General features: G+C 62.3%; 32 protein-coding genes. All 32 read left to right on the plus strand.

Annotated features, from left to right (window positions below; translation table 11 throughout):
- Position 1 precedes the first annotated feature (1 nt).
- The 32 genes from ABD017_RS13780 to ABD017_RS13935 all read left to right on the plus strand — a co-directional run bounded on the left by ABD017_RS13780 (position 2) and on the right by ABD017_RS13935 (position 22,700).
- Entirely contained in the window at positions 2 to 439 is a 438-nt protein-coding gene (locus ABD017_RS13780; protein ID WP_343883341.1) for a hypothetical protein, read from the plus strand.
- The gene (locus tag ABD017_RS13785) at positions 436 to 585 is read left to right on the plus strand and encodes a hypothetical protein (RefSeq protein ID WP_343883342.1); all 150 of its coding nucleotides are present in this window, start codon (positions 436 to 438) and stop codon (positions 583 to 585) included. Before ABD017_RS13780 ends, ABD017_RS13785 begins: the two co-directional genes overlap by 4 nt.
- Positions 582 to 896 carry a hypothetical protein gene (locus ABD017_RS13790; RefSeq protein WP_343883343.1) on the plus strand — a complete coding sequence of 105 codons (315 nt, stop codon included), beginning with the start codon at positions 582 to 584 and terminating at the stop codon, positions 894 to 896. The genes ABD017_RS13785 and ABD017_RS13790 overlap by 4 nt, the downstream gene beginning before the upstream one ends.
- On the plus strand, positions 896 to 1,567 hold the full coding sequence (locus tag ABD017_RS13795; RefSeq protein ID WP_343883344.1) for a hypothetical protein: 672 nt from the start codon (positions 896 to 898) through the stop codon (positions 1,565 to 1,567). The genes ABD017_RS13790 and ABD017_RS13795 overlap by 1 nt, the downstream gene beginning before the upstream one ends.
- Entirely contained in the window at positions 1,567 to 3,351 is a 1,785-nt protein-coding gene (locus ABD017_RS13800) for a toprim domain-containing protein (protein WP_343883345.1), read from the plus strand. Before ABD017_RS13795 ends, ABD017_RS13800 begins: the two co-directional genes overlap by 1 nt.
- Complete coding sequence (locus tag ABD017_RS13805; protein ID WP_343883346.1) at positions 3,348 to 3,557, plus strand: hypothetical protein; 210 nt, start codon at positions 3,348 to 3,350, stop codon at positions 3,555 to 3,557. Before ABD017_RS13800 ends, ABD017_RS13805 begins: the two co-directional genes overlap by 4 nt.
- On the plus strand, positions 3,554 to 4,564 hold the full coding sequence (locus ABD017_RS13810) for a DNA adenine methylase (RefSeq protein ID WP_343883347.1): 1,011 nt from the start codon (positions 3,554 to 3,556) through the stop codon (positions 4,562 to 4,564). The genes ABD017_RS13805 and ABD017_RS13810 overlap by 4 nt, the downstream gene beginning before the upstream one ends.
- Positions 4,561 to 5,388: a DNA-methyltransferase gene (locus ABD017_RS13815; protein WP_343883348.1), complete on the plus strand. Its 828-nt coding sequence runs from the start codon at positions 4,561 to 4,563 to the stop codon at positions 5,386 to 5,388. Before ABD017_RS13810 ends, ABD017_RS13815 begins: the two co-directional genes overlap by 4 nt.
- Positions 5,385 to 5,594, plus strand: a complete 210-nt coding sequence (locus tag ABD017_RS13820; RefSeq protein WP_343883350.1) for a hypothetical protein — start codon at positions 5,385 to 5,387, stop codon at positions 5,592 to 5,594. The genes ABD017_RS13815 and ABD017_RS13820 overlap by 4 nt, the downstream gene beginning before the upstream one ends.
- The gene (locus tag ABD017_RS13825; RefSeq protein WP_343883352.1) at positions 5,591 to 6,019 is read left to right on the plus strand and encodes a recombination protein NinB; all 429 of its coding nucleotides are present in this window, start codon (positions 5,591 to 5,593) and stop codon (positions 6,017 to 6,019) included. The genes ABD017_RS13820 and ABD017_RS13825 overlap by 4 nt, the downstream gene beginning before the upstream one ends.
- Positions 6,016 to 6,297, plus strand: a complete 282-nt coding sequence (locus tag ABD017_RS13830; RefSeq protein WP_343883353.1) for a hypothetical protein — start codon at positions 6,016 to 6,018, stop codon at positions 6,295 to 6,297. The genes ABD017_RS13825 and ABD017_RS13830 overlap by 4 nt, the downstream gene beginning before the upstream one ends.
- Positions 6,294 to 6,449 (plus strand): hypothetical protein, encoded by a 156-nt coding sequence (locus tag ABD017_RS13835; RefSeq protein ID WP_343883354.1) that lies wholly within the window; start codon positions 6,294 to 6,296, stop codon positions 6,447 to 6,449. Before ABD017_RS13830 ends, ABD017_RS13835 begins: the two co-directional genes overlap by 4 nt.
- 112 nt (positions 6,450 to 6,561) lie before the next feature.
- Positions 6,562 to 6,792, plus strand: a complete 231-nt coding sequence (locus ABD017_RS13840; protein WP_343883355.1) for a hypothetical protein — start codon at positions 6,562 to 6,564, stop codon at positions 6,790 to 6,792.
- Positions 6,789 to 7,157, plus strand: a complete 369-nt coding sequence (locus ABD017_RS13845; protein ID WP_343883356.1) for a hypothetical protein — start codon at positions 6,789 to 6,791, stop codon at positions 7,155 to 7,157. Before ABD017_RS13840 ends, ABD017_RS13845 begins: the two co-directional genes overlap by 4 nt.
- Positions 7,154 to 7,333 carry a hypothetical protein gene (locus ABD017_RS13850; RefSeq protein ID WP_343883357.1) on the plus strand — a complete coding sequence of 60 codons (180 nt, stop codon included), beginning with the start codon at positions 7,154 to 7,156 and terminating at the stop codon, positions 7,331 to 7,333. Before ABD017_RS13845 ends, ABD017_RS13850 begins: the two co-directional genes overlap by 4 nt.
- Positions 7,334 to 7,337: 4 nt before the next feature.
- The gene (locus tag ABD017_RS13855; RefSeq protein WP_343883358.1) at positions 7,338 to 7,622 is read left to right on the plus strand and encodes a hypothetical protein; all 285 of its coding nucleotides are present in this window, start codon (positions 7,338 to 7,340) and stop codon (positions 7,620 to 7,622) included.
- Positions 7,603 to 8,142 (plus strand): terminase small subunit-like protein, encoded by a 540-nt coding sequence (locus tag ABD017_RS13860; protein WP_343883359.1) that lies wholly within the window; start codon positions 7,603 to 7,605, stop codon positions 8,140 to 8,142. The genes ABD017_RS13855 and ABD017_RS13860 overlap by 20 nt, the downstream gene beginning before the upstream one ends.
- A complete protein-coding gene (locus ABD017_RS13865; RefSeq protein ID WP_343883360.1) occupies positions 8,135 to 8,668 on the plus strand; it encodes a glycosyltransferase family A protein in 534 nt (177 codons plus the stop codon). Before ABD017_RS13860 ends, ABD017_RS13865 begins: the two co-directional genes overlap by 8 nt.
- Positions 8,661 to 9,419, plus strand: a complete 759-nt coding sequence (locus tag ABD017_RS13870; RefSeq protein ID WP_343883361.1) for a hypothetical protein — start codon at positions 8,661 to 8,663, stop codon at positions 9,417 to 9,419. The genes ABD017_RS13865 and ABD017_RS13870 overlap by 8 nt, the downstream gene beginning before the upstream one ends.
- Entirely contained in the window at positions 9,416 to 10,912 is a 1,497-nt protein-coding gene (locus ABD017_RS13875; protein ID WP_343883362.1) for a phage terminase large subunit family protein, read from the plus strand. Before ABD017_RS13870 ends, ABD017_RS13875 begins: the two co-directional genes overlap by 4 nt.
- Before the next feature lie 44 nt (positions 10,913 to 10,956).
- Positions 10,957 to 13,011, plus strand: coding sequence for a portal protein (locus ABD017_RS13880; RefSeq protein WP_343883363.1), 2,055 nt, complete (start codon positions 10,957 to 10,959; stop codon positions 13,009 to 13,011).
- A 74-nt stretch (positions 13,012 to 13,085) separates the two neighbouring features.
- Positions 13,086 to 13,976, plus strand: a complete 891-nt coding sequence (locus ABD017_RS13885; protein ID WP_343883365.1) for a hypothetical protein — start codon at positions 13,086 to 13,088, stop codon at positions 13,974 to 13,976.
- A 28-nt stretch (positions 13,977 to 14,004) separates the two neighbouring features.
- The gene (locus ABD017_RS13890) at positions 14,005 to 15,210 is read left to right on the plus strand and encodes a P22 phage major capsid protein family protein (protein WP_343883366.1); all 1,206 of its coding nucleotides are present in this window, start codon (positions 14,005 to 14,007) and stop codon (positions 15,208 to 15,210) included.
- Positions 15,211 to 15,221: 11 nt separating this feature from the next.
- The gene (locus tag ABD017_RS13895; RefSeq protein WP_343883367.1) at positions 15,222 to 15,446 is read left to right on the plus strand and encodes a hypothetical protein; all 225 of its coding nucleotides are present in this window, start codon (positions 15,222 to 15,224) and stop codon (positions 15,444 to 15,446) included.
- 56 nt (positions 15,447 to 15,502) lie between these two features.
- Entirely contained in the window at positions 15,503 to 15,673 is a 171-nt protein-coding gene (locus tag ABD017_RS13900) for a hypothetical protein (protein ID WP_343883368.1), read from the plus strand.
- Positions 15,670 to 16,086, plus strand: coding sequence for a packaged DNA stabilization gp4 family protein (locus ABD017_RS13905; protein WP_343883369.1), 417 nt, complete (start codon positions 15,670 to 15,672; stop codon positions 16,084 to 16,086). The genes ABD017_RS13900 and ABD017_RS13905 overlap by 4 nt, the downstream gene beginning before the upstream one ends.
- Positions 16,086 to 17,501, plus strand: a complete 1,416-nt coding sequence (locus tag ABD017_RS13910) for a packaged DNA stabilization protein (RefSeq protein ID WP_343883370.1) — start codon at positions 16,086 to 16,088, stop codon at positions 17,499 to 17,501. Before ABD017_RS13905 ends, ABD017_RS13910 begins: the two co-directional genes overlap by 1 nt.
- Before the next feature lie 5 nt (positions 17,502 to 17,506).
- Positions 17,507 to 18,076, plus strand: a complete 570-nt coding sequence (locus ABD017_RS13915; protein ID WP_343883770.1) for an aspartyl/asparaginyl beta-hydroxylase domain-containing protein — start codon at positions 17,507 to 17,509, stop codon at positions 18,074 to 18,076.
- Positions 18,076 to 18,255, plus strand: coding sequence for a hypothetical protein (locus ABD017_RS13920; RefSeq protein ID WP_343883371.1), 180 nt, complete (start codon positions 18,076 to 18,078; stop codon positions 18,253 to 18,255). The genes ABD017_RS13915 and ABD017_RS13920 overlap by 1 nt, the downstream gene beginning before the upstream one ends.
- A gap of 1 nt (position 18,256) precedes the next feature.
- A complete protein-coding gene (locus tag ABD017_RS13925; RefSeq protein WP_343883372.1) occupies positions 18,257 to 19,084 on the plus strand; it encodes a hypothetical protein in 828 nt (275 codons plus the stop codon).
- Positions 19,084 to 20,607, plus strand: coding sequence for a hypothetical protein (locus tag ABD017_RS13930; protein ID WP_343883373.1), 1,524 nt, complete (start codon positions 19,084 to 19,086; stop codon positions 20,605 to 20,607). The genes ABD017_RS13925 and ABD017_RS13930 overlap by 1 nt, the downstream gene beginning before the upstream one ends.
- On the plus strand, positions 20,607 to 22,700 hold the full coding sequence (locus ABD017_RS13935; protein WP_343883374.1) for a hypothetical protein: 2,094 nt from the start codon (positions 20,607 to 20,609) through the stop codon (positions 22,698 to 22,700). Before ABD017_RS13930 ends, ABD017_RS13935 begins: the two co-directional genes overlap by 1 nt.
- The last annotated feature ends 69 nt before the right edge of the window (positions 22,701 to 22,769 follow it).

Below are 22,769 nucleotides of genomic sequence, written 5' to 3' on the forward strand. Positions count from 1 at the left end.
CATGAGCGCCGATTCCTTTCGTGATGTTCATGGCGAAAAGTTTTGTCCGGGCGAGGCTGTCAAGTCTTGTCAAGCCCCGAAAAGCTCCGCAAAGCGAAACACGGCGGCGCTTGTCCTGCCGCTGTGCAAGGGTCCCGTACCGGCTGATCCGCGCGTCCTACGTCAGATCGAAAGTGAAGCGCAAGCCATCGCCGTTGCGATGCAGGCATGCGGCGCAAAGCTGGCCTATATCGCCGCCGCCCTTGGCAAGTCTGAGAGCTATATCAGCCTGATTCGCAGCGGGAAACGCCCCGTGCCGAATTGGTTCATCAAACCGTTCTGCCATATCACCGGGACGTTGCTGTTGCAGCAGTTCCGCGACCTTCAGTGCGCGATGGAAGAGGTCACGGCGCGACGTGAGGTTGAGCGGTTGGCGGACATGTTGAGGAAAGCCGCATGAACATCACCGACCACGGCGAAAACGACCCGCTGGACTTCACCCTGCCCGAAGGCTGGCAAGCCGTCGCCCGTTTCGGCCGCGAGGCTATCGAGGCGAATCGGCAGGCGCGGAATGACGAGGATGCGCAGCGGGAGGCGAAGCCGTGAGCGATCTGTTCCGCAAGGCCGCCATGCGTCTCCGCGATTGGCGGCATGAACGATACATCCGCCGCTTGAAGTGCAGTGTGCAGGCTGCCTTACGTAAACCTGACCGCATCATGGCTCACCTCTACTGGCAGGCGATGGTGAGCGCAATCAATGCGCGGTCGCCGGCTCAGGTTGCGCGCATGGAGCAGCGAATGGGTCTGGCTGCGCGCCGGTCAATCAAGCGCCGCGTGATGGATGCCTTCCTGCGCGGGCGAATCCCTTCCACTTTCGTCACGGCGGTGTTCAAGCTGCTGCGACTCCGGAGTCTGTAATGGCAGGCGACTGGATCAAGATGAGGTCTGACCTTTTTACGCATCCGAAAGTCGTCCGCATTTCGTCCGCATTGAAAGCGGACACGTTGCGGACGGTCGGCGGACTTATGTCCGTTTGGTGTCTGTTTGACGCGCACTCTATTGACGGAAAACTTGAGGGCTACACGTCCCAAACTCTGGACGATCACCTGCGATGGCCTGGATTTTCTGCCGCCATGATTTCTGTTGGGTGGCTGGTGGATGACGGCGAAAGCCTTGCCCTGCCTGAGTTTGACACGCATAACGGACAGTCCGCGAAGCGTCGCGCACAGGACGCTGATCGTAAAAAAGCTGTCCGCAAAACGTCCGCATCGGAAGCGGACAAAAAGCGGACCAGAGAAGAGAAGAGAAGAGAAGAGAAAAAAGCAAAAGCGGCGATTCCATCGCCCATTGATTTCAAGGCTGACCTGTTCGCACGGTGGAAGGCACTCCCGGATGGTGGTGGTGGTGCGTTCCTGAACAAGCTCTTCCGCGACCACAAGCCCGAGCTTGCCGTGATCGAAGCGGTGGAGCGGACCCTAGACGAAAGCCGCGCGGACCCGAAGGCGTTCGTGCTTGGCATCCTGCGCGCCCCGACCCAAAAGCGCGTCGACGGCGAGACCTTGGACGAATTGATGGCGAGGGCGATCTGATGCGCGCAACCGAGATTGCCCAGCGTTTGTCGGCGCAGGTGGACGGCGTGGTGCGGCTGCTGCTACCGAACGGGAAGCGAGTAGGGCAGGAATGGCGGGCTGGATCGTCCAATGGCGAGTCGGGCCAGTCCCTTGGTGTCCACCTGACCGGCGATAAGGCCGGCGTGTGGAGCGACTTCAGCACGGGCGAGTCCGGCGACCTGATCGGCCTGTGGATGGCCTGCCGCAATCTGACACTCCGTGACGCCTGCAAGGAAGCGATGGACTACTTGGGCATCCGCGAGGAGCGGATGGACCCGCCCGCCAAGCGCTACAGCCGCCCGACGAAGGAAGGCGTGCATCGGGTATCCCCGGAGCATCTGGCATGGTTCACCGACACTCGAAAGATCGCAGAGGCGACGGTGAAGGCATACCGGGTGGCCTCGCGCGACGGGGCGATCATGTTCCCGTACCTGCGCGACGGTGAGCTGATCGCGGCCAAGTACCGCAAGCTTCCCAAGACCTTCCGCCAGGACGCCGATTGCGAGCCGTGCCTGTTCGGTTGGCAGGCGATGGCCGAGGACGCCCGCAGCGTCATCATCTGCGAGGGCGAGCTGGACGCGATGGCGTGGCATACCTACGGCTTCCCGGCGCTGTCCGTGCCGATGGGCGGCGGTGGCGGTGCGAAGCAGGGGTGGATCGCCAGCGAGTACGACCGGCTGGGCCTGTACGACACGATTTACCTGAGCCTGGACAGTGACGGCCCCGGCCAGCAAGCCGAGCGCGAGATTGCCGACCGCCTAGGCCGCGAGCGGTGCCGCATCGTCCGCCTGCCGCACAAGGACGCCAACGAGTGCCTGATGGCTGGTGTGGACCTTGGCGAGATGGCTGGAGCCTTGCGCGATGCCAGAACGCTTGATCCGTCAGAGCTTCGCGGCGCTGCGGAGTTTGAGGAAGCGGTGTGGCAGGAGTTCACCCGCAAGGATGAAGGGCTGCTGCTGCCGTGGAAGAAAACCCACGACACACTGAAGTTGCGCCCGGGCGAAACGTCCATTTGGGCCGGCGTGAACGGCCACGGCAAGAGCGCTGTTATCTCCCACGTTGTTGCCGACATGGCTACCCATGGCGTCCGCTGTTGCGTGGCGTCTATGGAGTACCGCACGCCGGTATGGCTGATGAAGATGGCCCGTCAGATCGCCGGCAACGGCAATCCGTCCGAGCAGTACATCCGCCAGATTATCCGCGAGCTGAAAAACTGGCTTTGGGCCTTCGACGTGTCCGGCGCAGCCAAGGGCCAGCGCATCCTTGAAGTGTTCCGCTATGCCCGCCGCCGCTACGACATTGAGCTGTTCGTGATCGACAACCTGACGAAGTGCGGGTTTGCCGATGACGACTATTCGGGCCAGAAGCAGTTCATTGAGGAAGTGACCGACTTCGCCCGTATCGAGGAAACGCACATCGCCATCGCTGCGCACATGCGCAAAAGCGAGAACGAGGATTCGCCGGGCGGAAAGATGGGCGTCAAGGGATCGGGCGGCATCACCGACATGGTGGATACCGTCATTGAAGTGTGGCGCAACAAGCCCCGCGAACGGGCCGTAGCTATCGCAGAGCGCGATAACGAGCCGGTAGCCGAAAAGTACCGAGACCAGGGCGACACGCTGCTGTTTGTCCGCAAGCAACGCGCCACCGGCCTTGAGCCGACCGTGGCCCTGTGGTTCGACCGCGCGACCACGCAATTCCTGAGTGCCCCGAATTACACGCCGCGCCCGCTGCTCGAAATACCGGCGAGGGCTGTCGCATGAGCCAGCGAGAAAAGAACAGGGCCGACTTCCCCGATTTTACCGATGGCCTGGACCGACTGCGCGCGGAGTTCGGAGCCGATCAAGTCAAACCGCTATGGGTCCGGGAGAACGGCAAGGAAATCGGCAAGCAGCAATCGTTCGACGGGACGGACGTGGACCAACTGATCCGCCTTGATGACATGGACGCAAAGCGGGGGGGGCGATGAACTTGGTCGCGCCGTTCCCGTACTTCGGCGGCAAGTCGCGCGCAGCCAGCCTTGTGTGGGAAGCGTTCGGTGATGTCGCCAATTACGTCGAGCCGTTCGCCGGATCGGCCGCGATGTTGCTGGCCGCGCCGGAAGGAAAACGGATCGAGACGATCAACGATGCAGACGGCTTCATTGCCAACTTCTGGCGGGCGGTCGCGCAAGACCCTGATTCTGTCGCGCACCATGCCGACTGGCCGTGCAGCGAGGTTGACCTGGAGGCGCGCCATGCGTGGCTGGTGAACCGCGCCGAGCGCCTGCGTTGGCAGCTGGAAGACCCTGATTTCTTCGACGCGAAGATAGCCGGCTGGTGGTGCTGGGGTGCGTGCAACTGGATTGGATCGGGATGGTGCGAAGGCACGGGACCGCATCACACGAACGGCACGCGGATATTCGATAGCCGCAAACTCCCGCATCTCGGCAACGCCGGGCGGGGCATCAACCGCAAACTCCCGCACCTAGGCGATGCCGGGCAGGGTATCAATCGCCAGCTCCCGCATCTTGGGAATGCCGGGCAGGGCGAGCACCCGCGATCCGCGTACATCCGTGAGTGGATGATGAAACTGGCCGAGCGCCTGCGCGATGTGCGCGTGACGTGCGGCGACTGGAAGCGCGTGGTGAAGGATTCCGTGACCACGCGGCACGGCCTGACAGGCTTGTTCCTTGATCCGCCATACACGAAGGGCGCAATGAATTATGCGGCGGGCGGGGTCGGGACGGAACTGCCGCTGCATGTACAAGCGTGGTGCCGCGATAACGGCGACAACCCGCTGCTGCGTATCGCCCTTTGCGGACACGCTGGCGAGCATGACGCGCTGCTTGATGCTGATTGGTTCACCGGCACCTGGACGGCGCGCAAGGGCTATGCGGCCAGCGCCGAAGCGGTGCAAAACAGCAAAGACGAAACCGTGTGGTTTTCGCCGCATTGCATCCGTGCAGATGCTGGGCAACAGAGGATGTTCGCATGAGTGCGGTTCTGAAAACTTCCGTCGCTGGCGAGCTGGTCGAGGCCGTCCGTCCATCCCGCCGCTGCAAGCATGAAATCTTCAACGACCATTTCCAGAACTATCGGCGGTATGGCATCCCGAAGGCGCAATTGGTCATCGCGGATATTCCGTACAACGTTGGGAGCAATGCCTATGGCTCGAATCCGAACTGGTACGTGGGCGGCGAAATCAAGAACGGCCAAAGCAAACTGGCCGGCGCGCAGTTTTTCGACACAGACGCCAATTTCAATATCAGCGAGTTCATGCACTTCTGTTCCACGCTATTAGTCAAGGAGCCGAAGGAAACCGGGATGGCTCCATGCATGATCGTGTTCTGTGCCCACCAGCAGCAATTCGGGCTGATCCAGCTTGCCCAGGAACACGGATTCAAAAGGCATATCCCGCTGGTGTTCTACAAGAACTTTTCGCCGCAAGTGCTGAAGGCAAACATGCGGGTTGTCGGCAATTGCGAGTATGCCGTGCTGTTCTACCGCGACAAACTCCCGAAGTTCAACAATCACGGGAAGATGGTGTTCAACGCCATGCCGTGGCCGCGCGAGTCGGGCAGCAAGATTCATCCGACACAAAAGCCGGTCGCGCTGCTTCAGCAATTGATCGCGCTATTCACCGATCCGGGCGAAGTAGTCATTGACCCGTGCTGCGGTAGCGGTTCGACCATCATTGCTGCCCGCAGGAGTCAGCGTTCCGGGTATGGGTTCGAAATCAAAAAGGACTTCTACCGGTCGGCCCATGAATGGCTTGATCGTGAAGGCCGTCAATCTGAGTTGTTCGCGGAGGTCGCATGACTCCAACCCAATCCATCACGATAGACCATGACAAGCTGGAGCGCCTGGCCCGCGAAATATGCGACTCGCGCAACGGAGCAGGCCATTACGACAAGGCCGGCACGCATCGCAATCACTGGCGAGCCAAGGCGTCGAAAATGCTGGCGCTGGCCGAGGCGATGCCGGCATACAAGACGCTGGCCCGTGCGATTGGGTGGCCGGTATGACTTCCCGAACCGTCTTTCTTGAACCAGGCAACGCGCGCGAACGCATGGCGCATGCGTGGAAGCTTGCCTGCGACCTGCTGCAGTTCGGCAAGCCGGTGCGGGTGCGTATCGACGAAAAGAAGCCGACGCGCACGCTCGACCAGAACGCGCTGATGTGGGCCGTACTGACCGACATCGCGCGGCAAGTCGAGTGGCCGGTAGACGGCAAGCTTCAGCTACTGGAGCCGGATGACTGGAAAGACATCCTTTCCGCCGGCCTGCGCAAGACGCAGCGGGTAGCCCAAGGCATCGAGGGTGGTTTCGTGATGCTGGGCCAGCGTACCTCACGCATGACCATCGGCGACATGTCGGAGCTGATCGAACTGGCCTATGCGTTCGGCTCGCAGCATGGCGTGGTTTGGCATGAGCAGAGGAAGGCGGCATGACCACCGCCGCCGATAAACGTTGGTTCGCCGCCGTCGCCAGCCTGGAGACGTGCAGTCTGTGCGGCAAGTGGGGCGTACAGGTAGCGCACCGCAATGAAGGCCGAGGCATGGGCCAGAAATCCAAGGCGCACCAGACCGCCGCGCTGTGCCCTGAGTGCCATACGAGCATCGACAACGGCCGCGACCTATCGCAAGAGGCCCGGCGCTCACTGATGCGCAAAGCGATCAACGTCACCCATGACCGGCTGATCGAGGCCGGGAAACTGAGGCTGGTATGAGCCACGAGTACCTAATCGGAACTATGCATCCGAAGGTGCCGAGCATCCATCTGGACCGGCTGGCGTTTATCGCGCAGTTCGGGACCGAAGCGGAGCTGCTGGCGAAGGTGCGGGAGCGGCTACGGCAGGCCATTGGGGAGCGCAAAGCATGACCACGAATTCCGCCATCTTCGCGCGCGCGCAACCTTGGGCGCTACCCCACCAGCCTACCGCTGCGAGCGCCGCCACGGCCGCGTTGGGGCCTTACCTCGTGGAGCGTGAGGAATGAGCATCCCCGAGCGAATCCTTAGCGTGTTCCGCGAAGGCCCCGGCATGATCGCTGACATCGTGCTGGAAACGGGCATGGAACCGCGCCAAGTCAGCGGCAGCGTGAATTATCTCGTCCGCACCGGGAAGCTACGGCGCCGTCTTTTCCACGTGCCGGAGGAAATGCAGAAGCCGGGCAAGTCCACGGTCTGGCTGTACTACCTGCCGTCTCAGGAGGTGAGGCGATGAGCGCCGCCGAAGACATGCTAGCCCTGCACCTCAAGGCCACGGGCCATGTTTTCGAGCGTGAGCACCGCTTCGCTGCCCATGCCACGGGCGGGACGGGCACAGGCTGTCGCCAGCGCCTGGTCGCCGCCGGGCTCAAGGACTGGCGCTTTGACTTTGCCGTGCCTAGCCGCAAATTCGCCGTCGAAGTTGAGGGCGGCGCGTGGACTGGGGGCAGACACACGACGGGCACGGGATTTCACGCCGACTTGCTCAAGTACGAAGCTGCCCAGCGGTTGGGATGGACGGTCTACCGATGCGACCCGGCGATGATCAAGAGCGGGCGGGCGATGCAGACGATCTCGATGCTGCTGGGGCAACCGGCATGACGCTCCCTGTCAAGCCCGAGGTCTGCATCATCGGCACCCGCGTCGCCGTGTTCATGGGCGCGGACTACAAGTTTTTGGAGCTTGCGACGGCAGACAAGCTCATTGCGGCAATGCAGGGCAAAGCGGCGGAACTGCGGCGACAACTGAAGCACGACAACGGAAACGACAAGGGGTGATGACATGAGCGGCAAGCCACGCAATCCTAGCCCCGTCTGCACAGTGGGCGATGAGCCGGAAAAGATAGCCGACGCGGTGTTTTTGAAAATCCGCCAGCTTCCCCACGCGCCAGCAAACGTGTACGTCCGCATGGGCGAGGTCTACGTCTTGTCGCAGGTCTACAAGATCACGCAAGCATGGGACGTGATGTACCCGGAGAGCTTCGCAGGGAGCTTTACGCGCATGGAGCGACCGCACCAGATCGTGCGGAAGCTTGAGCGGGTACTGGATGATGCTGAGTCTGTGTGAGGACATAACCCAACGCTCGCGGCAACGTCTCGGCATGGGACGACCAAGCCTTTACACCCCCGAACTGATCGAAGCTATCGCCGAACGCCTGAGCAAGGGCGAGCCGATGGCGGCCATTTGCCGGGATGAGGGAATGCCGGCTTATCGAACCGTCAAGGATTGGATGGACACGAGCCCGGACGTTTCCGCATTGATCGCGCGCGCGCGCGAAGAAGGTTTCGACGCCATCGCCGCTGGCACGCTGGAAATTGCCGACGACGGTCGAAACGACTATATGGAACAGTCGGATGACGAGGGCGGCATTGCCTTCAAGCTCAACGGCGAACACATCCAGCGCTCCAAGCTCCGCATTGAAACCCGCCTGAAGCTGCTGGCGAAGTGGGACCCGAAGCGCTACGGCGACCGCATGACCCTGGCCGGCGACGCTGACAATCCCGTCATGGGCATGACTGAGGCGCAAGTGGATGCGCGTCTGGCTGTGCTGCAGGCCAAGCTGCTGGCAGACAAGCCCGATGCTTGACGTGCATATCCTCGTCAGTCACGACACGCGGCGCGAATGGGTGGCGCAGTGTCTGGATAGCGTGCACGAGGCTGCTGACCGCGCTGGTTACCCGGTGAGCATATGCATGGTGCCAGGCGTGCCGGGGCACATCGGCAAAGCCCGCGCCGTCGGCTACTCGCTGGGCTTGCATCCGTACGTGACGTTTGTGGATGACGACGATTACGTGCTGCCGGAGGCCTTCGCGCAGATGGCCGATGCATTGCGCACCGGAGCCGCCGCGATTTGCACGCCTGAGCTGACACTGCAAAACGGGCAACTCCGCCCCGGTCACACGCGCCACCACCTGATTGCCTACCGCCGTGATGTGCTGATCGATCACGCGCAGTGGTCGTGCTGTGGCGACGTGGCACAACTGGCGGCTATCGCGCCCGCTGACGTGATCGACCTGCCCAGCCCGCAGTACGTGCACCGTCTGTACGGCACGAGCAAGGCCCGTGCGCTGCGCCGCGACAACCCCGCCGAGTTGGAGCGAGCCCATGGGTAATTTGCTGAGCGATCCGAGCAAGTGGACCGACGAGTCCGGCGGCAACCCGCCGAGCTACTGGAATGGCGCGGCCTATGAGTTCCTGAACGCCTACGGGAACACGGAATCCATCACTGCTACGGCGGCGGCCGGCGACACGGTATCGGTAACGACGACGACGAACGCGCCAAGCGATCACGAAACGACCATGACCGTAACGGTCAACGGCACGGCCGTCTACACCAACGACCTGCAAACCGTGGGTGATGCCAATTTCGCGTCGAACGCGCTTGCCGCTGGCGACGTCGTGGTGATCGCTTTCGAGACGCCCGGCTTGGGCAAGGTCTACGCGCTGGACGTGACGCTTACGCCAACCGTCGAAACCTGCACCGAGCTGGGCCGCGTCACCCGCGCCTATGTGTCGGGCTACCAGCGCGCCCGTGTGCACGAATCGCGGCTGATCCGTGGAGAGAAGCGTTGCCTTGTCGCCAACTTCAACGGCGCGATCGATGCTGGACGCTCCATCGCATCGGTCACGTGGCGCTGCGAACAGCCCTACGCCGCTGCAATGAGCAACGCACGCGTGTTTGCCCGCGAGGTCGCGGTGGACATCCTCGCCCAACTTCCCGGCGTCAGCTTGATCAAGTGTCTCGTCACGCTGGACAACGGCGAGGTGTACACGCAGCTATTCCGCGTGCAGGTGCAGGACGCGACATGGTTCGATGGCGAGCCTGCCGTGGCTGCCGGGCCGACGTCCATTACGGCGCCATGACCCCTGACGAAAAGCGCGAGCTTGTGGCGCTGTTGGAAAAGCGTGATCGACGCGACGCGCGCAAGCGGGCGCGGGAGGATCTTTTCTACCTCTTGACCGAAGTGCTGGGTCGCAAGGACATCGACAGGCCGTGGCTCAAGGCGCGCTGCGAAGAGGTGCAGGCCGGGCCGGACGGCATGCTCGACTTGTGGGCGCGCGAACACTACAAGTCCACGATCATCACGTTCGGCAAGACGATTCAGGACATTCTCGCCAGCCATGGCGACAACCCGCTGCCTGAATGGGGTGGACGTGAAGCCACCATCGGCATCTTTTCGCACACGCGACCGATCGCGAAGGGATTTCTACGCCAGATCAAGACCGAGTTCGAGCGCAACCAGCGTTTGCATGAGCTATTCCCGGACATCTTCTGGGCGGACACGCGCAAGGCTCCGAAGTGGAGTGAAGATGACGGCATCGTCGTCAAGCGCAAGAGCAACCCGAAGGAAGCCACGGTAGAGGCCTGGGGCTTGGTAGACGGGCAGCCCACGTCGAAACACTTCTTCGTGATGGTCTACGACGACATCGTGACCCGCGAGTCAGTCACCACGCCTGAAATGATCGCCAAGACCACTGCGGCGCTTGAGCTGTCCTACAACCTTGGCACGGATGGCGGCGTCAAGCGCTTCATCGGCACGCGCTACCACTACAACGACACGTACAAGACGGTGATCGACCGCGGCACGGCCAAAGCACGCCTTTACCCGGCGACCGAAGATGGCACGGTGGAAGGCGAGCCCGTACTGATGAGTCGCGACGCCCTGGCCGAGAAGCGCCGCGACATGGGCCCCTACACATTCGGATGCCAGATGCTCCAGGACCCGAAAGCCGACGAAACACAGGGCTTCCGCGAGGAATGGCTGCGCTATTACAAGAGCGATGCGAGTAGCGGGACGAATCGCTACATCCTTGTGGACCCAGCCAGCGGCAAGCGGAAGACGAACGATTACACGTCCATGTGGGTGATTGGGTTGGCATCCGATGGCAACTACTACGCGCTGGACATGGTGCGCGACCGTCTTAACCTCACCCAGCGCGGCAAGCTGTTGATGCAGCTGCACCGCAAGTGGAAGCCGCTGCAGGTGCGCTATGAGCGCTACGGCATGATGGCTGACATCGAGTACATCAAGACGCTTCAGGAAGCGGAAAACTACCGCTTCACGATCGATGAGGTGGGCGGTCAAACGTCAAAGCCCGATCGCATCAAGCGCCTGATTCCGATATTCGAGCAGGGTAAGTTCTACCTGCCCGAAACGCTCCATCGAACGAACTACGAAGGCACGGTGGAGGATCTGGTGAATACCTTCATCCAGCAGGAATACAAGCCGTTCCCGGTATCGCTGCACGATGACATGCTGGACGGACTGGCTCGCATCGCTGAGCCTGACATTGCGCTGAAATGGCCCGACGCCACCTCACGCGGCGCGATTTCGTTCGCTTCCGAGTTCGCGTAACCCATGGGAGGACATAGCGTGTACGCGCTGCAAAAGTCCGCAGCATGGCCGAATACGACAAGCCCGACGATGACGAGAAAGTCACCACCGAAACCCGGATGGCTGGCATTCGCAAACGCTTTGCGGCAGCGGAAGAAGCCGACTCCGCACTGCGCAAGGCCGCGCAGGACGACATCAAGTTCGCGTTCGTGGCGGGCCACCAGTGGGACGGCCACCTAGGCCAGTACCGAGGCAGCCGGCCGAAATACGAGTTCAACAAGCTGCGCCCGGCGATCAAGCAGGTCATCAACCAGTTCCGCCAGCAGACGCCGGCCATCAAGATTCGCGCGACTGAGGAAGGTGACAAGGATTTAGCCGATATCCGCGAAGGACTGGTGCGCAACATCGAGGCCCGCTCCCGTGCCGATGACGCCTACGACTGGGGCGTGATGTACGCCATCACGGGCGGTTTCGGCTGCTGGACAGTGGCGACGGAATACGCGGACGAGGGATCGTTTGATCAGGACATTGTGATCAAGCGCATTCCGAATCCATTCTCCGTCCACTTCGATCCATCGGCGCGCGAGCTTGACCGCCGTGACGCGCGCTATGCGTTTGTGGAAACGCGACTCACGCGTGCGCAGTTCCAGGCCAAATATCCGAAGGCGGAAATCTGCAACTTCGACGGACCAGGCTTCAACGGCGCGCATATGGCCGAGTGGTGGGGCAATGATGACGTGCGCATTGCGGAGTACTGGTACAAGCAGACCACGAAAAAGACCATCCACCAGCTTTCCGACGGCCGCGTGGTCGATGCCGAGGAATGGGACCCGGTAGCGGACGACGCAGCGAATCCGCCCATCGATCCGCAGACCGGCCAGCCGTCCGGGCCGCCCATCACCATCGTGCAGAGCCGTGAAGTCACGGTTGACAAGGTGATGATGGAGATCGTCTCCGGCAAGGAGATTCTGGAAGGCCCGACCGAATGGGCGGGCAAGTTCATCCCGATCGTGCCGGTATGGGGCGACCTGATCAACATCGACGGCAAGGATGAGTGGTATGGCATGACGCGCATGAGCCGCGACAGCCAGACCCTGTACAACTTCAACCGATCCAACGGCGTCGAAGTGCTGGCGGCTCAACCGCGCGTGCCGTACTGGTACACGCCGAAGCAGGCCGCAGGCTTCGAGGCGCAATGGCGCCAGATGGCCGTGGCGAATCCGGCCGGCATGCCATACAACCCAGACCCCGACGTTCCGGGCGGCAAGCCGCTGCGCGATCCGCCTCCCACATTCCCCGTGGGTATGTTCCAGGCCGCGCAGATCGACGATGCCGACATCAAGGGCACGTCTGGCATCTTCCAGGCATCGCTTGGCGAGGCAAGCAACGAAACCAGCGGCAGGGCGATCCAAGCGCGCCGGCAGCAGGGCGACACCACGACATTCGATTACACCGACAACGCCAGCCGCGCGATCCGCTACACCGGCGAAATCATCAACGACCTGATTCCGCACATCTATGACACGCAGCGTCAGTTGCGCATTCTTGGCGAGGATGGCGCCGAGAAATTCCTTGCGGTCAACAAGCCTGTTTTCGATCAGGCCACAGGCCAATGGGTTAAGGAAAACGATCTGGGACAGGGCCGCTATGACGTGACCGTGACCACCGGGCCGAGCTACGCCACGCAGCGCATGGAAACGCTGGACGCGATGATGCAACTTGTGCAGACCGGTGGGCCGCTGCAGCCGCTGGCGTTCTACCTCGCGGTGAAGAACATGGACATCGCTGGCGCCGACGATGTGTTGGAAGGTGCGCGCAAGCTGGCAATCCAGACCGGCCTGCTTGAACCGGGCGAGAACGACGAGCCGCCGCAACAGCAGCAGCCCAATCCGAAGGACATCGCTGACGCGAAGAAGTCCGAAGCGCAGGCCACGAAATACATGGCCGACGCGCAACGCGCGCAGGCCGAGACGCAGCAGACCGAGCTGGAAAACCAGCACATGCAGGAGGCGGCCGGCGTGCGGCAAGCCATCGCGCAAGCGGCACTCGCCGGCATCCCGACGCAGCCGGGCCAATCCATGTTCCAGCAGCGGCCGACACCGCAAGCATTCGGCGTGTGAGGACATAACTTCGCTACAAACCTAGCGTGGGTTCCACGAACCGGACGGTATCCGGGCAAGTGGAACCCACGCCCATGGGCGCTGAAGCAATCGAAGCAATCGAAAAGAATTTCGCATCAGGTGATGCGCGTGTGGCCGAAACCGTGCCGGATCAGCCGGCCGAGCAAGAGGAATCGGCAGCCTCTGTAAGCGATGCGGAACAGGAAACCGAGCAGGTCGAAGGCGACGAACACGAGGAAGGCGAACAGCCGGAATCGGGCGACAAGCCGAAGAAGAAGCCCGGCGTACACATCCGCATCGGCGAGTTGACACGGGAAAAATACGAGGCGAAGCGGGAAGCTGAACAGGAACGGCGCGAGAAAGAGGCCCTGAAAGCCCAACTCCTCGCGCTCACTGGCCAGCAGAACGCGACGCATCAACCGACCCAAGGTGCCGATTCTCCGCTGACGCTCGAAGCGTTCGACTTCGATCAGGAAAAGTTCCTAGCCGCACTTGCCGAGCGCAAGGCGCAGGAAATCTTCCGCAAGACCGAAGAAGAGCGCACGAAAGCCGACGCGCAACGCAAGCAGCAGGAAACCGAGGCCGAGTTCAAGAAGCGGGCCGATGCCTTTGCCAACGATCACGACGATTTCTACGAAGTGGTGTTCGGCAATCAGGCACTACCCATTTCCGAGACGATGGCCGAGGTCATCAAGGCTTCCGAAAACGGTCCTGCACTGGCGTATCACCTGGGGCAACACCCTGACGAGGCGGCGACGATCGCCCAGATGCCACCTTACGCGGCCGGTGCCGCACTGGCGCGCCTGGAAGATCGCCTGATCGCTCCGAAGACCCCGAGTCAACCCGCACAGATCACACGCGCCCCCCCGGTGGCGAATCGTGTGTCCGCTGCGGCTCCCGGCGTGAAAACGATGGAAGACATGGCAGACCACATTGCCGCCGTGAGGGAAAAGGCCCGCCGCTGAGCGGGCAACCCTTGCGGAGACTCATCCAATGGCTGGCAATCAGCTTCTCACCACGCAGAAGATCGTGGATCGTGCGCTGGCAGTGCTGACGGAAACCCCGTCGTTCCTGTCCCTCATCAACACCCAGTATGACAACCAGTTCGGCTATCGCGGCGGCGCCAAGGTGGGCGATACCGTCTCGGTACGTGTCCCGCAGCGCGCGAAGATTCGCGACGGCCGGATCATGGACATCCAGCCGCAGGTTGACAAGGTGATCAAGGTGGATATCGACGCCTACAAGGGCGTGGATACCGGCGCCACGTCCGCCGAAATGGCGATGCAGATCGATGACTATCAGGAACAGTTCATCGACACCAAGATTCCCGACCTGATCACCGCCGTGGAAGCGGACGTGATCAACCGGGTGGTGCCACTGGTGCCGGCAACCGTGGGCGATTACGGCGCGCTGGACGACCCCAAGACCATCCTGCAGGCCGGGGCGTATCTGGACAGCCAGTTGGCGACCAAGCGCGACCGCAACTTCATGGTGAACACCTACTCGCAGGTGGACATGGTGAATGCGCTGTCGGGCTACTTCAATTCCCAGAGCAAGGTCGATCGGCAGTACCGCAAGGGCGCGATGTATACCGATACGCTGGGTTTCGACTGGTTCTCGTCCAACCTGACCAGCTATGTGACGCGCGGCACGGCGGCTGGCTACTTGGTCAACGGCGCCAACCAGACCGGCAGCACGCTGACGGTCGATACTGGCACGGGCTCGCTGAACATCGGCGACACCTTCACCATTGCCGGCGTCTACGACGTGCACCCGCAGACCAAGCAGGTGTTGGCTGGGCTGAAGCAGTTCACCGTGACCGCTGCCGTGGCGGCCACCACGACCACGTTGCAGATCACCCCGGCGATCATCGCCAGTGGCACCGAGCAGAACGTTTCGGCCGCCCCGGCTGACAATGCGGCCATCACCGTCAAGGGCACCAGCGGCACGAACTACGCGCAGAACGTGGCGTTCGTGAAGGACGCCTTCTACTTCGTGACGGCTGACCTGCCGAACCCGCCCAAGGGCTACGGCGTGGACAGCGCGAGCCGCACGTACAAGGGCATCACGCTGCGGTTCCAGAACGGCTACGACATGGTGAACGACATGTTCATCAGCCGCTTCGACATCGTGTACGGCGCGGGCGTGCTTCGCCCGGAACTGGCCGTGCGCGTCCCCGCCACCGTCACCGGCCTCTGAGGAGAGACGACATGAGCAATCTCGCAGTGGATAGCACCCCGAGCAAGTGGGGCGCCGCCCCTGGCACCGACGAGGGTGCGGTATTGGGCATCAACGCTGACAGCAAGATCGGCTTCTACGGAACGGAGCCCATTGCGGTGCAGACGTTGAGTTCCGCGTCGTCTGGCGGCTCGACCGTGGCCCAAGTCGTGCAGGCGCTTGCCGCTCTCGGCCTGGTCGTCGATTCCGACGCGTGATCTTCGCGGCGGGGAGTGCTGGCAGTGGCCTCCCCGCCCCTTTTCTGGAGGGCGTCATGGGCGTACCCACCTGGATGTACCGCAATACCGAGGCCGGTCTTGAATCGGCCATTTTCGATTCCGACGATCTGCCCAAGGGTTGGCGCGATTCGCCGGATGCCAGGGACGATGACGACGAGAAGGACGCACCGAAGCGTCGCGGCCGTCCGCCCAAGGGCGAGCAGTGAGTACGGTTTCCGACATCACCCGCCGCGCGCTGCGCCTGATCAACGTTCTGGACCCGAACGAGTCGCCGGAAGCCGAGGACAGCGATACGGCCATCATGGCCTTGAACGGCATGTGCCGGCGCTGGGAAGCCAATGGCATGGCGATGGGGTGGAGCGATGTATCCAACCCCTCCGACACGATGCCGAGCCCGCCTGAGGCTGACGACGCCATTGCGTACAACCTCGCGCTGCGGCTCGCGCCCGAATACCAGCAGCAGCCGAACGGCGCCGTGGTGGCCTTTGCCGCCGAAGGGCTGCGCGAGCTGATGCGCGATCGTTTGGTGGAGATGCCGTTGACGCAGACCACCGATGCCCCGGTGGGCTTTGGCCGTGGGCGTTACGACATCCGTACCGATTCCTGGCTGCCGTACTGATGGGCAAGCTTCGCTCCGTCCCCATCGTTGGCGGCGCCTACACCGACGAAACGCGGCCCTATGATCAGCAGGAATGCCTGAACTACCTGCCGGAGTTCGCCGAGAACCAGCAGTCGCGCTCACCGGGCATTCTGCGCGGCGTGCCGGGGCTGACGTTGCTGGGCACGACTGGCACTGATCCGATTCGCGGCATGCGCAACGTGGAAGGAACGCTGTTCGTCGTGGCAGGAGCCACGCTGTACGAGATTGCCAGCGACGGAAGCAAGACGAGTCGCGGCACAATCACCGGCACGGGCCGCGTGTCGATGACGCACAACCAGCAGGCCACGGGCTATCAGCTGGTGATCGTCAACGGGCCGGAGGGCTTCGTCTACAACACCGCCAGCCACACGCTGACGCAGATCACCGACCCTGATTTCAAGGGGTCGATCATCACCGACTTCATCAACAGCTACATCACGCACATCGAGCCGCTGCGCCGGTTCTGGTTTCACTCCGACCTTGGCAACGCGCTGTCCTACCTCTCGACGGACGAGTATGAAGCGGAATCCGCGCCGGATCGGCTGGTATCGCAGGTGGTCAACCATTCCGAAGTATGGATGTTCGGCGAACGCACGATTGAGATATTCGTCAACACCGCGCAGACCGACGCGCAGGGCGTACTGATCACCTTCGAGCGCCAGTCCGGCACCGTGATTGAACAAGGATGTGCCGCGCGCTTCAGCCCACAGGCGATCGACAATTCGATCATGTGGCTGGGCAATGACGGCATCGTGTACCGCGCCGACGGCTACACGCCCGTGCGCGTCTCGACCTATGCCGTAGAGCAGGACATCGCCGGCACGGATTGGGCCGAAGCCTACGCCATGGTGTGGTCTGACCGTGGGCACAAGGTCTATTACCTCACGCTGCCGAGCGGCAAGACGTGGGGCTATGACGTAGCCACGCGTTTGTGGCACCGCCGCGCAAGCTACGAACTGGACATCTGGCGCGTGAACCACCTCGTGTTCTGGAACGGCAAGTGGATCGGCGGAGATGCCTTCAACGGCAACCTCTACACGCTGGACTGGGCCAACTACACCGAGAACGGCCAGCCGCTGGTGTCGATGCGTCGAACGCCCTACGCGCACGACTCGCAGAACCGGATCTTCATGGCGGCCCTAGAACTGTTGATGGACACCGGCTTCGAAACGCTCAACGGCGATGAATCGGTGTGGCTGCGCTATTCCGATGACGGTGGCAAGACATACACCAACTACCGCAAGAGGATGCTTGGTGACGTGCACCAGTATGGCAAGCGCATCCGCTTCTTGCGTCTTGGCACCTTCCGCAATCGGGTCTTCGAAATCATGGTTTCTTCGCCAGTCAAGCGTGACCTGATCGCCTGTTCGGTGGAGATGGAGGGGGCGGCGTGAACGCCATGCTGAAACCGGCATTGCCGCCCATCTTCCAGATTGCCCACGGTTTCGACGTCGCGCCGCTGCTGGCACAGATCGACGCGCATCCCGACGTGTGGAATCGCCACACGATGCGGACGGAAGCCTACGGCACGCCGCACGCCAAGATTGATGACATTTGGGTTCGCTACAACGCCTGGGAGAACTTCACCGGTGACATTGCGGCCTTCAATGGCCCGCACGCTTCGACGTGGTACCCGGTGGTGAATGACATCCCGGCCGTGAAGCCGCTGGTGTTCGATGTGATGCGGCTGGTGGAAGGTGAGCAGCTTGGCGGCGTGCTGATTACCCGCGTTCCGCCCGGTGGCCGCGTTGAGCCGCATATCGATGACGGATGGCATGCCAGCTACTACCACAAGATTGCCGTGCAGCTTCGCGGGAACGCGGAGCAGGCGTTTTGTTTCGACGATGCCGAGCTTCGGCCGATGCCCGGCGACGTCTACACCTTCGACAACTCCCAACGCCATTGGGTGGTCAACGAAAGTCACGATGAGCGCATCACGCTGATCATCTGTATCCGGGGTTCAGGCTAATGCTGCGCGATGACGAACACATTTCCTTCGACATGTATTTTGCGTCGCTCATGTCGATGCAAGTGCATCCCGGCGCGGGCACAAAAGAACACCGCAGGTTGACCATGGAGGAGTGTCGCGACATGGCACTGCAGATGGTTGAGATTCGGCGCAACGTCTTGCATCGGAAGGAGAGCTGATATGCCATGGGGAGTAGCAGCCGCAGCGGTCGCCGCAGCAGGCGCGGCGTATTCGTCGAATCAGCAGAGCAAAGCCGCGAAAGGCGCCGCCAACGCGCAGAAGCGTGCATCCGAGCAAGCCAACGACACGCAGCTGCAGATGTACAACCAGAGCCGCGAGGATTCGCTGCCCTGGCTGAATACGGGCGAGGCCGCGCTGAACAAACTGGCATCGCTCTACGGGCTCAACGTGGCGCCTAGCGTGGCCGCGCCAACGTCTGCCGGAGCATCGCCAGCCGGGCAGACTGCAACACCATCCAACGACGTCGGCCCTGTCGGTTATGAGACGGCGCGTCCGTATACGGGACCGCTCCCCGGCCGGACCGTAGGCAATGCGCTGGCGCTGGGGGCAGTTCAACCAGCCGCCCCGGCTGCCGCCAACTCGCCCAACTATGCCGACTTCTACAACTCGCCGGATTATCAGTTCGCGTTGCAGCAGGGCACGCAGAACCTTGACCGCAGCGCGGCATCGCGCGGCCGTCTGTACTCCGGTGGATACGGGCAAGACCTCGTGTCATACGGCCAGGGCTTGGCGTCGCAGCAGTTGAATACCTACACGAACCGTTTGGCAAATCTTGCGAACGTTGGCCAGACGGCAGGCGGCGATTTGAACAGGTTGGGCGCGAACTACGCCAGCCAGTATGGCAACAACCTGAACAACGCCGCCGCCGCCCGCGCATCGGGCTACGCCGCCAACGCCAACGCCGCATCTACGCTAGCCAACGGGATCGGACAGGCGGCGAACTATTACGCGCAGTACAACAAGAACAACCAGTGGGGTGGCGTCTGATGCCTTACGACATTGCCGGAGCCCTTCAGAATCCGAACATCATCGGCAACGCGTTGGCGGCCGGGCAGGCTGGCCGTGCCGCTGGCTTGCAGGATCAGGCCATGCGCAAGCAAAACGCGCTGGCCCAGCTGGCCGGGCAGGCATACAGCGCGCCAGCCGAACAGCAGAATGCGCTGGTGTCGCAGATGATCGGCATCGATCCGCAATCAGGCATGGAAATGGGCAGCGCACTGGCGGGACGTGCTCAGGCGCAGGAGGTCGATCACGCCAAGCGCCTAGGTGGCGCAGCGCGCTACATGGCGCAGGCCCTGCAGTCGAAGAATCCGGCTCAGATTGAGGGGGCATGGCAGGCTGTGCGTCCGTACATCGCGCAACTATCGGGCAAGGAGCCGCCGCAGAATTGGGACCCGGCCATGGAGCCGGCGCTGTATCAGGCGATTGCGGCCACGGGGGGCATGCCTGATGTGAAAGGCGTGGTGGTGGCGCCCGGCAGTGTGCTGGCGAACCCGTCCACCGGTGAGCGTATGCTGGCGAATCCGGCATCCCTGCAATATCACGACGTGCCCATGGGCGAAGGCAAGGCCGCTGGCGCGTTCGATCCGTCTACAGGCACCGTTCGCCCGGCCGTGGGTGGCGTGCCGCAGGGTGGCCCGCAAATCGACCCCATGCAGCCATTCATCGACCAAGCGAACGCCGCCATCCAGATGGGTGCGCCGCAGGATCAGGTGGAAGCGTGGTTGCAGCGGCAGGCCCAGCAGATCGGCGCGCAGCCGCAAGCACCGGGGCAGGGTGGCAACCAGCTGCAGACCACGCAGGCCGTTGTGCCGGCGCAGTTCGGGGTGGGTACGCCCGCAGGCCCGAAGCCGCAGAGCGAGACGTGGAGCCAGCCCGTCGATGAAGCTGGCCCCGATGGCAAGCCGATTCGTGTGCAGTACAGCAACACCGGGGAGCGGCGCGTGGTGGAGGGTGCGGCACCCATTCCGAAAGGCTCAGCGGCAAAGAAAAGCGACGAACAGATCAAAATGAGCCTGTACACCAAGGGGCTGGCTGATGATGCTTACGCTTATGCCGCCGCAGCTACGGGCAAGACGCAGGAAGAATTGCGATCGATGACCCCGCAGCAGGTGGCGGCGCTGGTGGCGCAGGGCTCGCGTTGGAGTAGCGGCCCCGTGATGGGGCGGATTCCCGGCATCAACCCCATTGCCAATGCCGACCTTGCGGCCTACGCCAATTCAGCATCCGGAAAGATGGCGCGCATGAATAACCCGACAGGGCCAGTTTCGAATTCTGACTTCGAGATTGCCGCGAAATCCGTATGGGGTCCGGACAAACCGGACGACGTGAACGCGCAGTTGATCCTCAATGCGTTGCAGCGCGAAAAGGCAGCGCAAGGTGACGTACCAGCAGGGTCTACGCCCAACAATGGCGGAGGCTACCGCGTGGGTCAGACCATTGAGGTCAACGGCAAGCAGTACCGCGTGACCGGCGGTGATCCGAACGATCCCGACGTGGAGCCGCTGTAATGCCGAAACTCTCTGAAGTGGCCGCTCAGCCGCAGACGCTGAAACTCTCACAGGTTCAGGGGCAGCAGGCCGCGCCAGCTCAGCCGGACGGCGGATCAGCCTTCGACCGCTTCATGATCGGCGTGGGTCACGGCATGACGCGCGTAGGGCAGGCGGCGGAGCAGCTGAGCCGCCACATTGTGCCGACAAGCCCACAACTGGACGCATTCACGGGCAACGAAAGCACTCCGGCATTTGAGTCGCGGATAGCGGACGAGGAAGGCTTGTACCAGGGCGGCGTGGGCAAGACCGGTGCGGCGAAGTGGGGTAGTTTTATGGGCAACCTTGCGGCTACCGCACCACTCGGCGCCATGGCGGTGCCGGCACGAGGCGCCACGCTTGGTGTCGCTGCGATTCGTGGTGCTTTGGCGGGCGGCGCTACCGCAGCCACCAGCGACCCGACGCAAGGTGGCGATGACTTTGCGGGACAGAAGGCGCTGCAATTTGGACTGGGCGCAGCGGCTGGTGGGGCTATTCCTGTGGTTGGCCGAGGGGTCATGCGCGCCGCTGAAAACCTTGTCCCGGCCAACATCGTGCAGCGAATTTCCAACGCATTCACCAATAAGGCGAACGCGCAGCCTTTCGCACAGGAAAGCGAACAGCTCGCACAGCGCACAGGGATACCCTTCACGCCGGGGCAGGTGTCAGGTGCGAAGATGCAGACGGGGCTGGAAAACCTTTCCCGGCAGTCGTTCTTCTCTGCCGACAAAGCATTCGAAGCGGACAAGCGGACGGCGGAGGCTGCCGCCGACTACATCCGCCGCACGATGGACAAACTATCGCCCAACGAGGTTTCCTCCGAAGGCGTTGGTCAGCGCGTGCAAGACACGGTGCGCAATGTGGTCAAGTCCATCTCCGACAACCGAGCGGCGACCGCTGCAAGGCAGTACGGCGCTATCGACAAGGCGCTAGGTGGAACGCCGGTGGTGCGCTACACCAACACCGCCAACACCATCAACAGTATTCTGGGCGAATACGCGGACGTGCCCGGACAGGCGGCGGCTGGTATTCGGGCGCAGTTGCAGAGCATGCTGGACGATATCGCCAAGAAGCCGGCCTATTCGATCAGCTCCGCGCAGAAAGCGCGATCCGCCTATGGACGTGCCGCATCGGGCAGCGCGGACATCTTCAAGGACGTGAAAACCAGCGAGCAGGCGCGCATTGCCAAACGGCTGTATGGCGCCATGACGGACGACATCGAAAGCGGCGCGGCAGCCCTGGATGGCGGCGTGCGCTTTGGTCCCGGCCTCATGACGCAAGCTGACGGATCCATGATCGAGCGCGGCGGCATTGCCGACATGTGGCGCAAGGCCAATGAGAACTATCGCAACTACTCGCAGCTCCTGGATGCCACCGAAGCCTCACCGTTGCGCCGACTGGTGGGCGACAAGGTAGATGTGGGCGACTTCATGACCGTCAACAAGCTGCCGCCTGAAAAGGTGATTTCCACGCTTGGCGGGATGGCTCCTAGCGAGCTGAAGATGGTCGGCAACGTCATGCAGCGCCAAGCGCCTAACGTATGGCAGGACTACAAGCGCTTGCTTGTGCAGAACGCGCTGGACGAGGCGCAATCCGCACCGGCGAGCATGGGCGCCAACACCTTGCCATTGAACGCTGCCAAGTTCGTTTCAGCGATGGGCGGCGGAAAGCCAGCGAAGGTGGCGCAATTGCGCGCACTGTTCACGCCGAAGGAGTACGCGCAGATAGACGACGCATTCAATGCGATGCGCAGGCTTGGGGACAAGTTCGGCGCCAACTACAGCGGAACCGCACCGGCATCCGAAATGTTGAATCTGTTGCGAGGGTTCGGTGTCAAGACGGCAGCCAGCGTCGGATCGCAGGTGATCGGGCTGCGCAAGATGGCGAATGTCATGCTGAACGCAGATGGTCGCCGCGCGATTGTTGAGCTTAGCCGGCTACCACCACAGAGCCGGCAGGCGGCGTCACTGGCGGGATATCTTGCGGCCTTGGCGACGTCGAATCAGAGCGTAAATGTTGGCGCGAGCGGTCAGATACAAGAAAACGATCGCAATGATGGAGCCAAAGGCTACTGAGCACAGCCACCAGAAATCCGGGTCATGGCGGAACTTCATAAGATTGGCGGCCCCAATAACGGCGCCTCC

It is taken from the genome of Rhodanobacter caeni (assembly GCF_039523575.1).
GTDB classification, from domain to species: Bacteria; Pseudomonadota; Gammaproteobacteria; order Xanthomonadales; family Rhodanobacteraceae; genus Rhodanobacter; species Rhodanobacter caeni.

What these genes read in the sequence shown, in the direction of transcription:
- ABD017_RS13885 (WP_343883365.1), top strand. Translation starts at nt 13,086, where the DNA reads ATGGGCGCTGAAGCAATCGAAGCAATCGAAAAGAATTTCGCATCAGGT.
- ABD017_RS13910 (WP_343883370.1), top strand. Translation starts at nt 16,086, where the DNA reads ATGGGCAAGCTTCGCTCCGTCCCCATCGTTGGCGGCGCCTACACCGAC.
- ABD017_RS13880 (WP_343883363.1), top strand. Translation starts at nt 10,957, where the DNA reads ATGGCCGAATACGACAAGCCCGACGATGACGAGAAAGTCACCACCGAA.
- ABD017_RS13875 (WP_343883362.1), top strand. Translation starts at nt 9,416, where the DNA reads ATGACCCCTGACGAAAAGCGCGAGCTTGTGGCGCTGTTGGAAAAGCGT.
- ABD017_RS13925 (WP_343883372.1), top strand. Translation starts at nt 18,257, where the DNA reads ATGCCATGGGGAGTAGCAGCCGCAGCGGTCGCCGCAGCAGGCGCGGCG.
- ABD017_RS13895 (WP_343883367.1), top strand. Translation starts at nt 15,222, where the DNA reads ATGAGCAATCTCGCAGTGGATAGCACCCCGAGCAAGTGGGGCGCCGCC.
- ABD017_RS13935 (WP_343883374.1), top strand. Translation starts at nt 20,607, where the DNA reads ATGCCGAAACTCTCTGAAGTGGCCGCTCAGCCGCAGACGCTGAAACTC.
- ABD017_RS13860 (WP_343883359.1), top strand. Translation starts at nt 7,603, where the DNA reads ATGATGCTGAGTCTGTGTGAGGACATAACCCAACGCTCGCGGCAACGT.
- ABD017_RS13865 (WP_343883360.1), top strand. Translation starts at nt 8,135, where the DNA reads ATGCTTGACGTGCATATCCTCGTCAGTCACGACACGCGGCGCGAATGG.
- ABD017_RS13810 (WP_343883347.1), top strand. Translation starts at nt 3,554, where the DNA reads ATGAACTTGGTCGCGCCGTTCCCGTACTTCGGCGGCAAGTCGCGCGCA.
- ABD017_RS13780 (WP_343883341.1), top strand. Translation starts at nt 2, where the DNA reads ATGAGCGCCGATTCCTTTCGTGATGTTCATGGCGAAAAGTTTTGTCCG.
- ABD017_RS13835 (WP_343883354.1), top strand. Translation starts at nt 6,294, where the DNA reads ATGAGCCACGAGTACCTAATCGGAACTATGCATCCGAAGGTGCCGAGC.
- ABD017_RS13855 (WP_343883358.1), top strand. Translation starts at nt 7,338, where the DNA reads ATGAGCGGCAAGCCACGCAATCCTAGCCCCGTCTGCACAGTGGGCGAT.
- ABD017_RS13890 (WP_343883366.1), top strand. Translation starts at nt 14,005, where the DNA reads ATGGCTGGCAATCAGCTTCTCACCACGCAGAAGATCGTGGATCGTGCG.
- ABD017_RS13850 (WP_343883357.1), top strand. Translation starts at nt 7,154, where the DNA reads ATGACGCTCCCTGTCAAGCCCGAGGTCTGCATCATCGGCACCCGCGTC.
- ABD017_RS13805 (WP_343883346.1), top strand. Translation starts at nt 3,348, where the DNA reads ATGAGCCAGCGAGAAAAGAACAGGGCCGACTTCCCCGATTTTACCGAT.
- ABD017_RS13840 (WP_343883355.1), top strand. Translation starts at nt 6,562, where the DNA reads ATGAGCATCCCCGAGCGAATCCTTAGCGTGTTCCGCGAAGGCCCCGGC.
- ABD017_RS13785 (WP_343883342.1), top strand. Translation starts at nt 436, where the DNA reads ATGAACATCACCGACCACGGCGAAAACGACCCGCTGGACTTCACCCTG.
- ABD017_RS13915 (WP_343883770.1), top strand. Translation starts at nt 17,507, where the DNA reads ATGCTGAAACCGGCATTGCCGCCCATCTTCCAGATTGCCCACGGTTTC.
- ABD017_RS13800 (WP_343883345.1), top strand. Translation starts at nt 1,567, where the DNA reads ATGCGCGCAACCGAGATTGCCCAGCGTTTGTCGGCGCAGGTGGACGGC.
- ABD017_RS13795 (WP_343883344.1), top strand. Translation starts at nt 896, where the DNA reads ATGGCAGGCGACTGGATCAAGATGAGGTCTGACCTTTTTACGCATCCG.
- ABD017_RS13870 (WP_343883361.1), top strand. Translation starts at nt 8,661, where the DNA reads ATGGGTAATTTGCTGAGCGATCCGAGCAAGTGGACCGACGAGTCCGGC.
- ABD017_RS13930 (WP_343883373.1), top strand. Translation starts at nt 19,084, where the DNA reads ATGCCTTACGACATTGCCGGAGCCCTTCAGAATCCGAACATCATCGGC.
- ABD017_RS13825 (WP_343883352.1), top strand. Translation starts at nt 5,591, where the DNA reads ATGACTTCCCGAACCGTCTTTCTTGAACCAGGCAACGCGCGCGAACGC.
- ABD017_RS13820 (WP_343883350.1), top strand. Translation starts at nt 5,385, where the DNA reads ATGACTCCAACCCAATCCATCACGATAGACCATGACAAGCTGGAGCGC.
- ABD017_RS13815 (WP_343883348.1), top strand. Translation starts at nt 4,561, where the DNA reads ATGAGTGCGGTTCTGAAAACTTCCGTCGCTGGCGAGCTGGTCGAGGCC.
- ABD017_RS13830 (WP_343883353.1), top strand. Translation starts at nt 6,016, where the DNA reads ATGACCACCGCCGCCGATAAACGTTGGTTCGCCGCCGTCGCCAGCCTG.
- ABD017_RS13920 (WP_343883371.1), top strand. Translation starts at nt 18,076, where the DNA reads ATGCTGCGCGATGACGAACACATTTCCTTCGACATGTATTTTGCGTCG.
- ABD017_RS13900 (WP_343883368.1), top strand. Translation starts at nt 15,503, where the DNA reads ATGGGCGTACCCACCTGGATGTACCGCAATACCGAGGCCGGTCTTGAA.
- ABD017_RS13845 (WP_343883356.1), top strand. Translation starts at nt 6,789, where the DNA reads ATGAGCGCCGCCGAAGACATGCTAGCCCTGCACCTCAAGGCCACGGGC.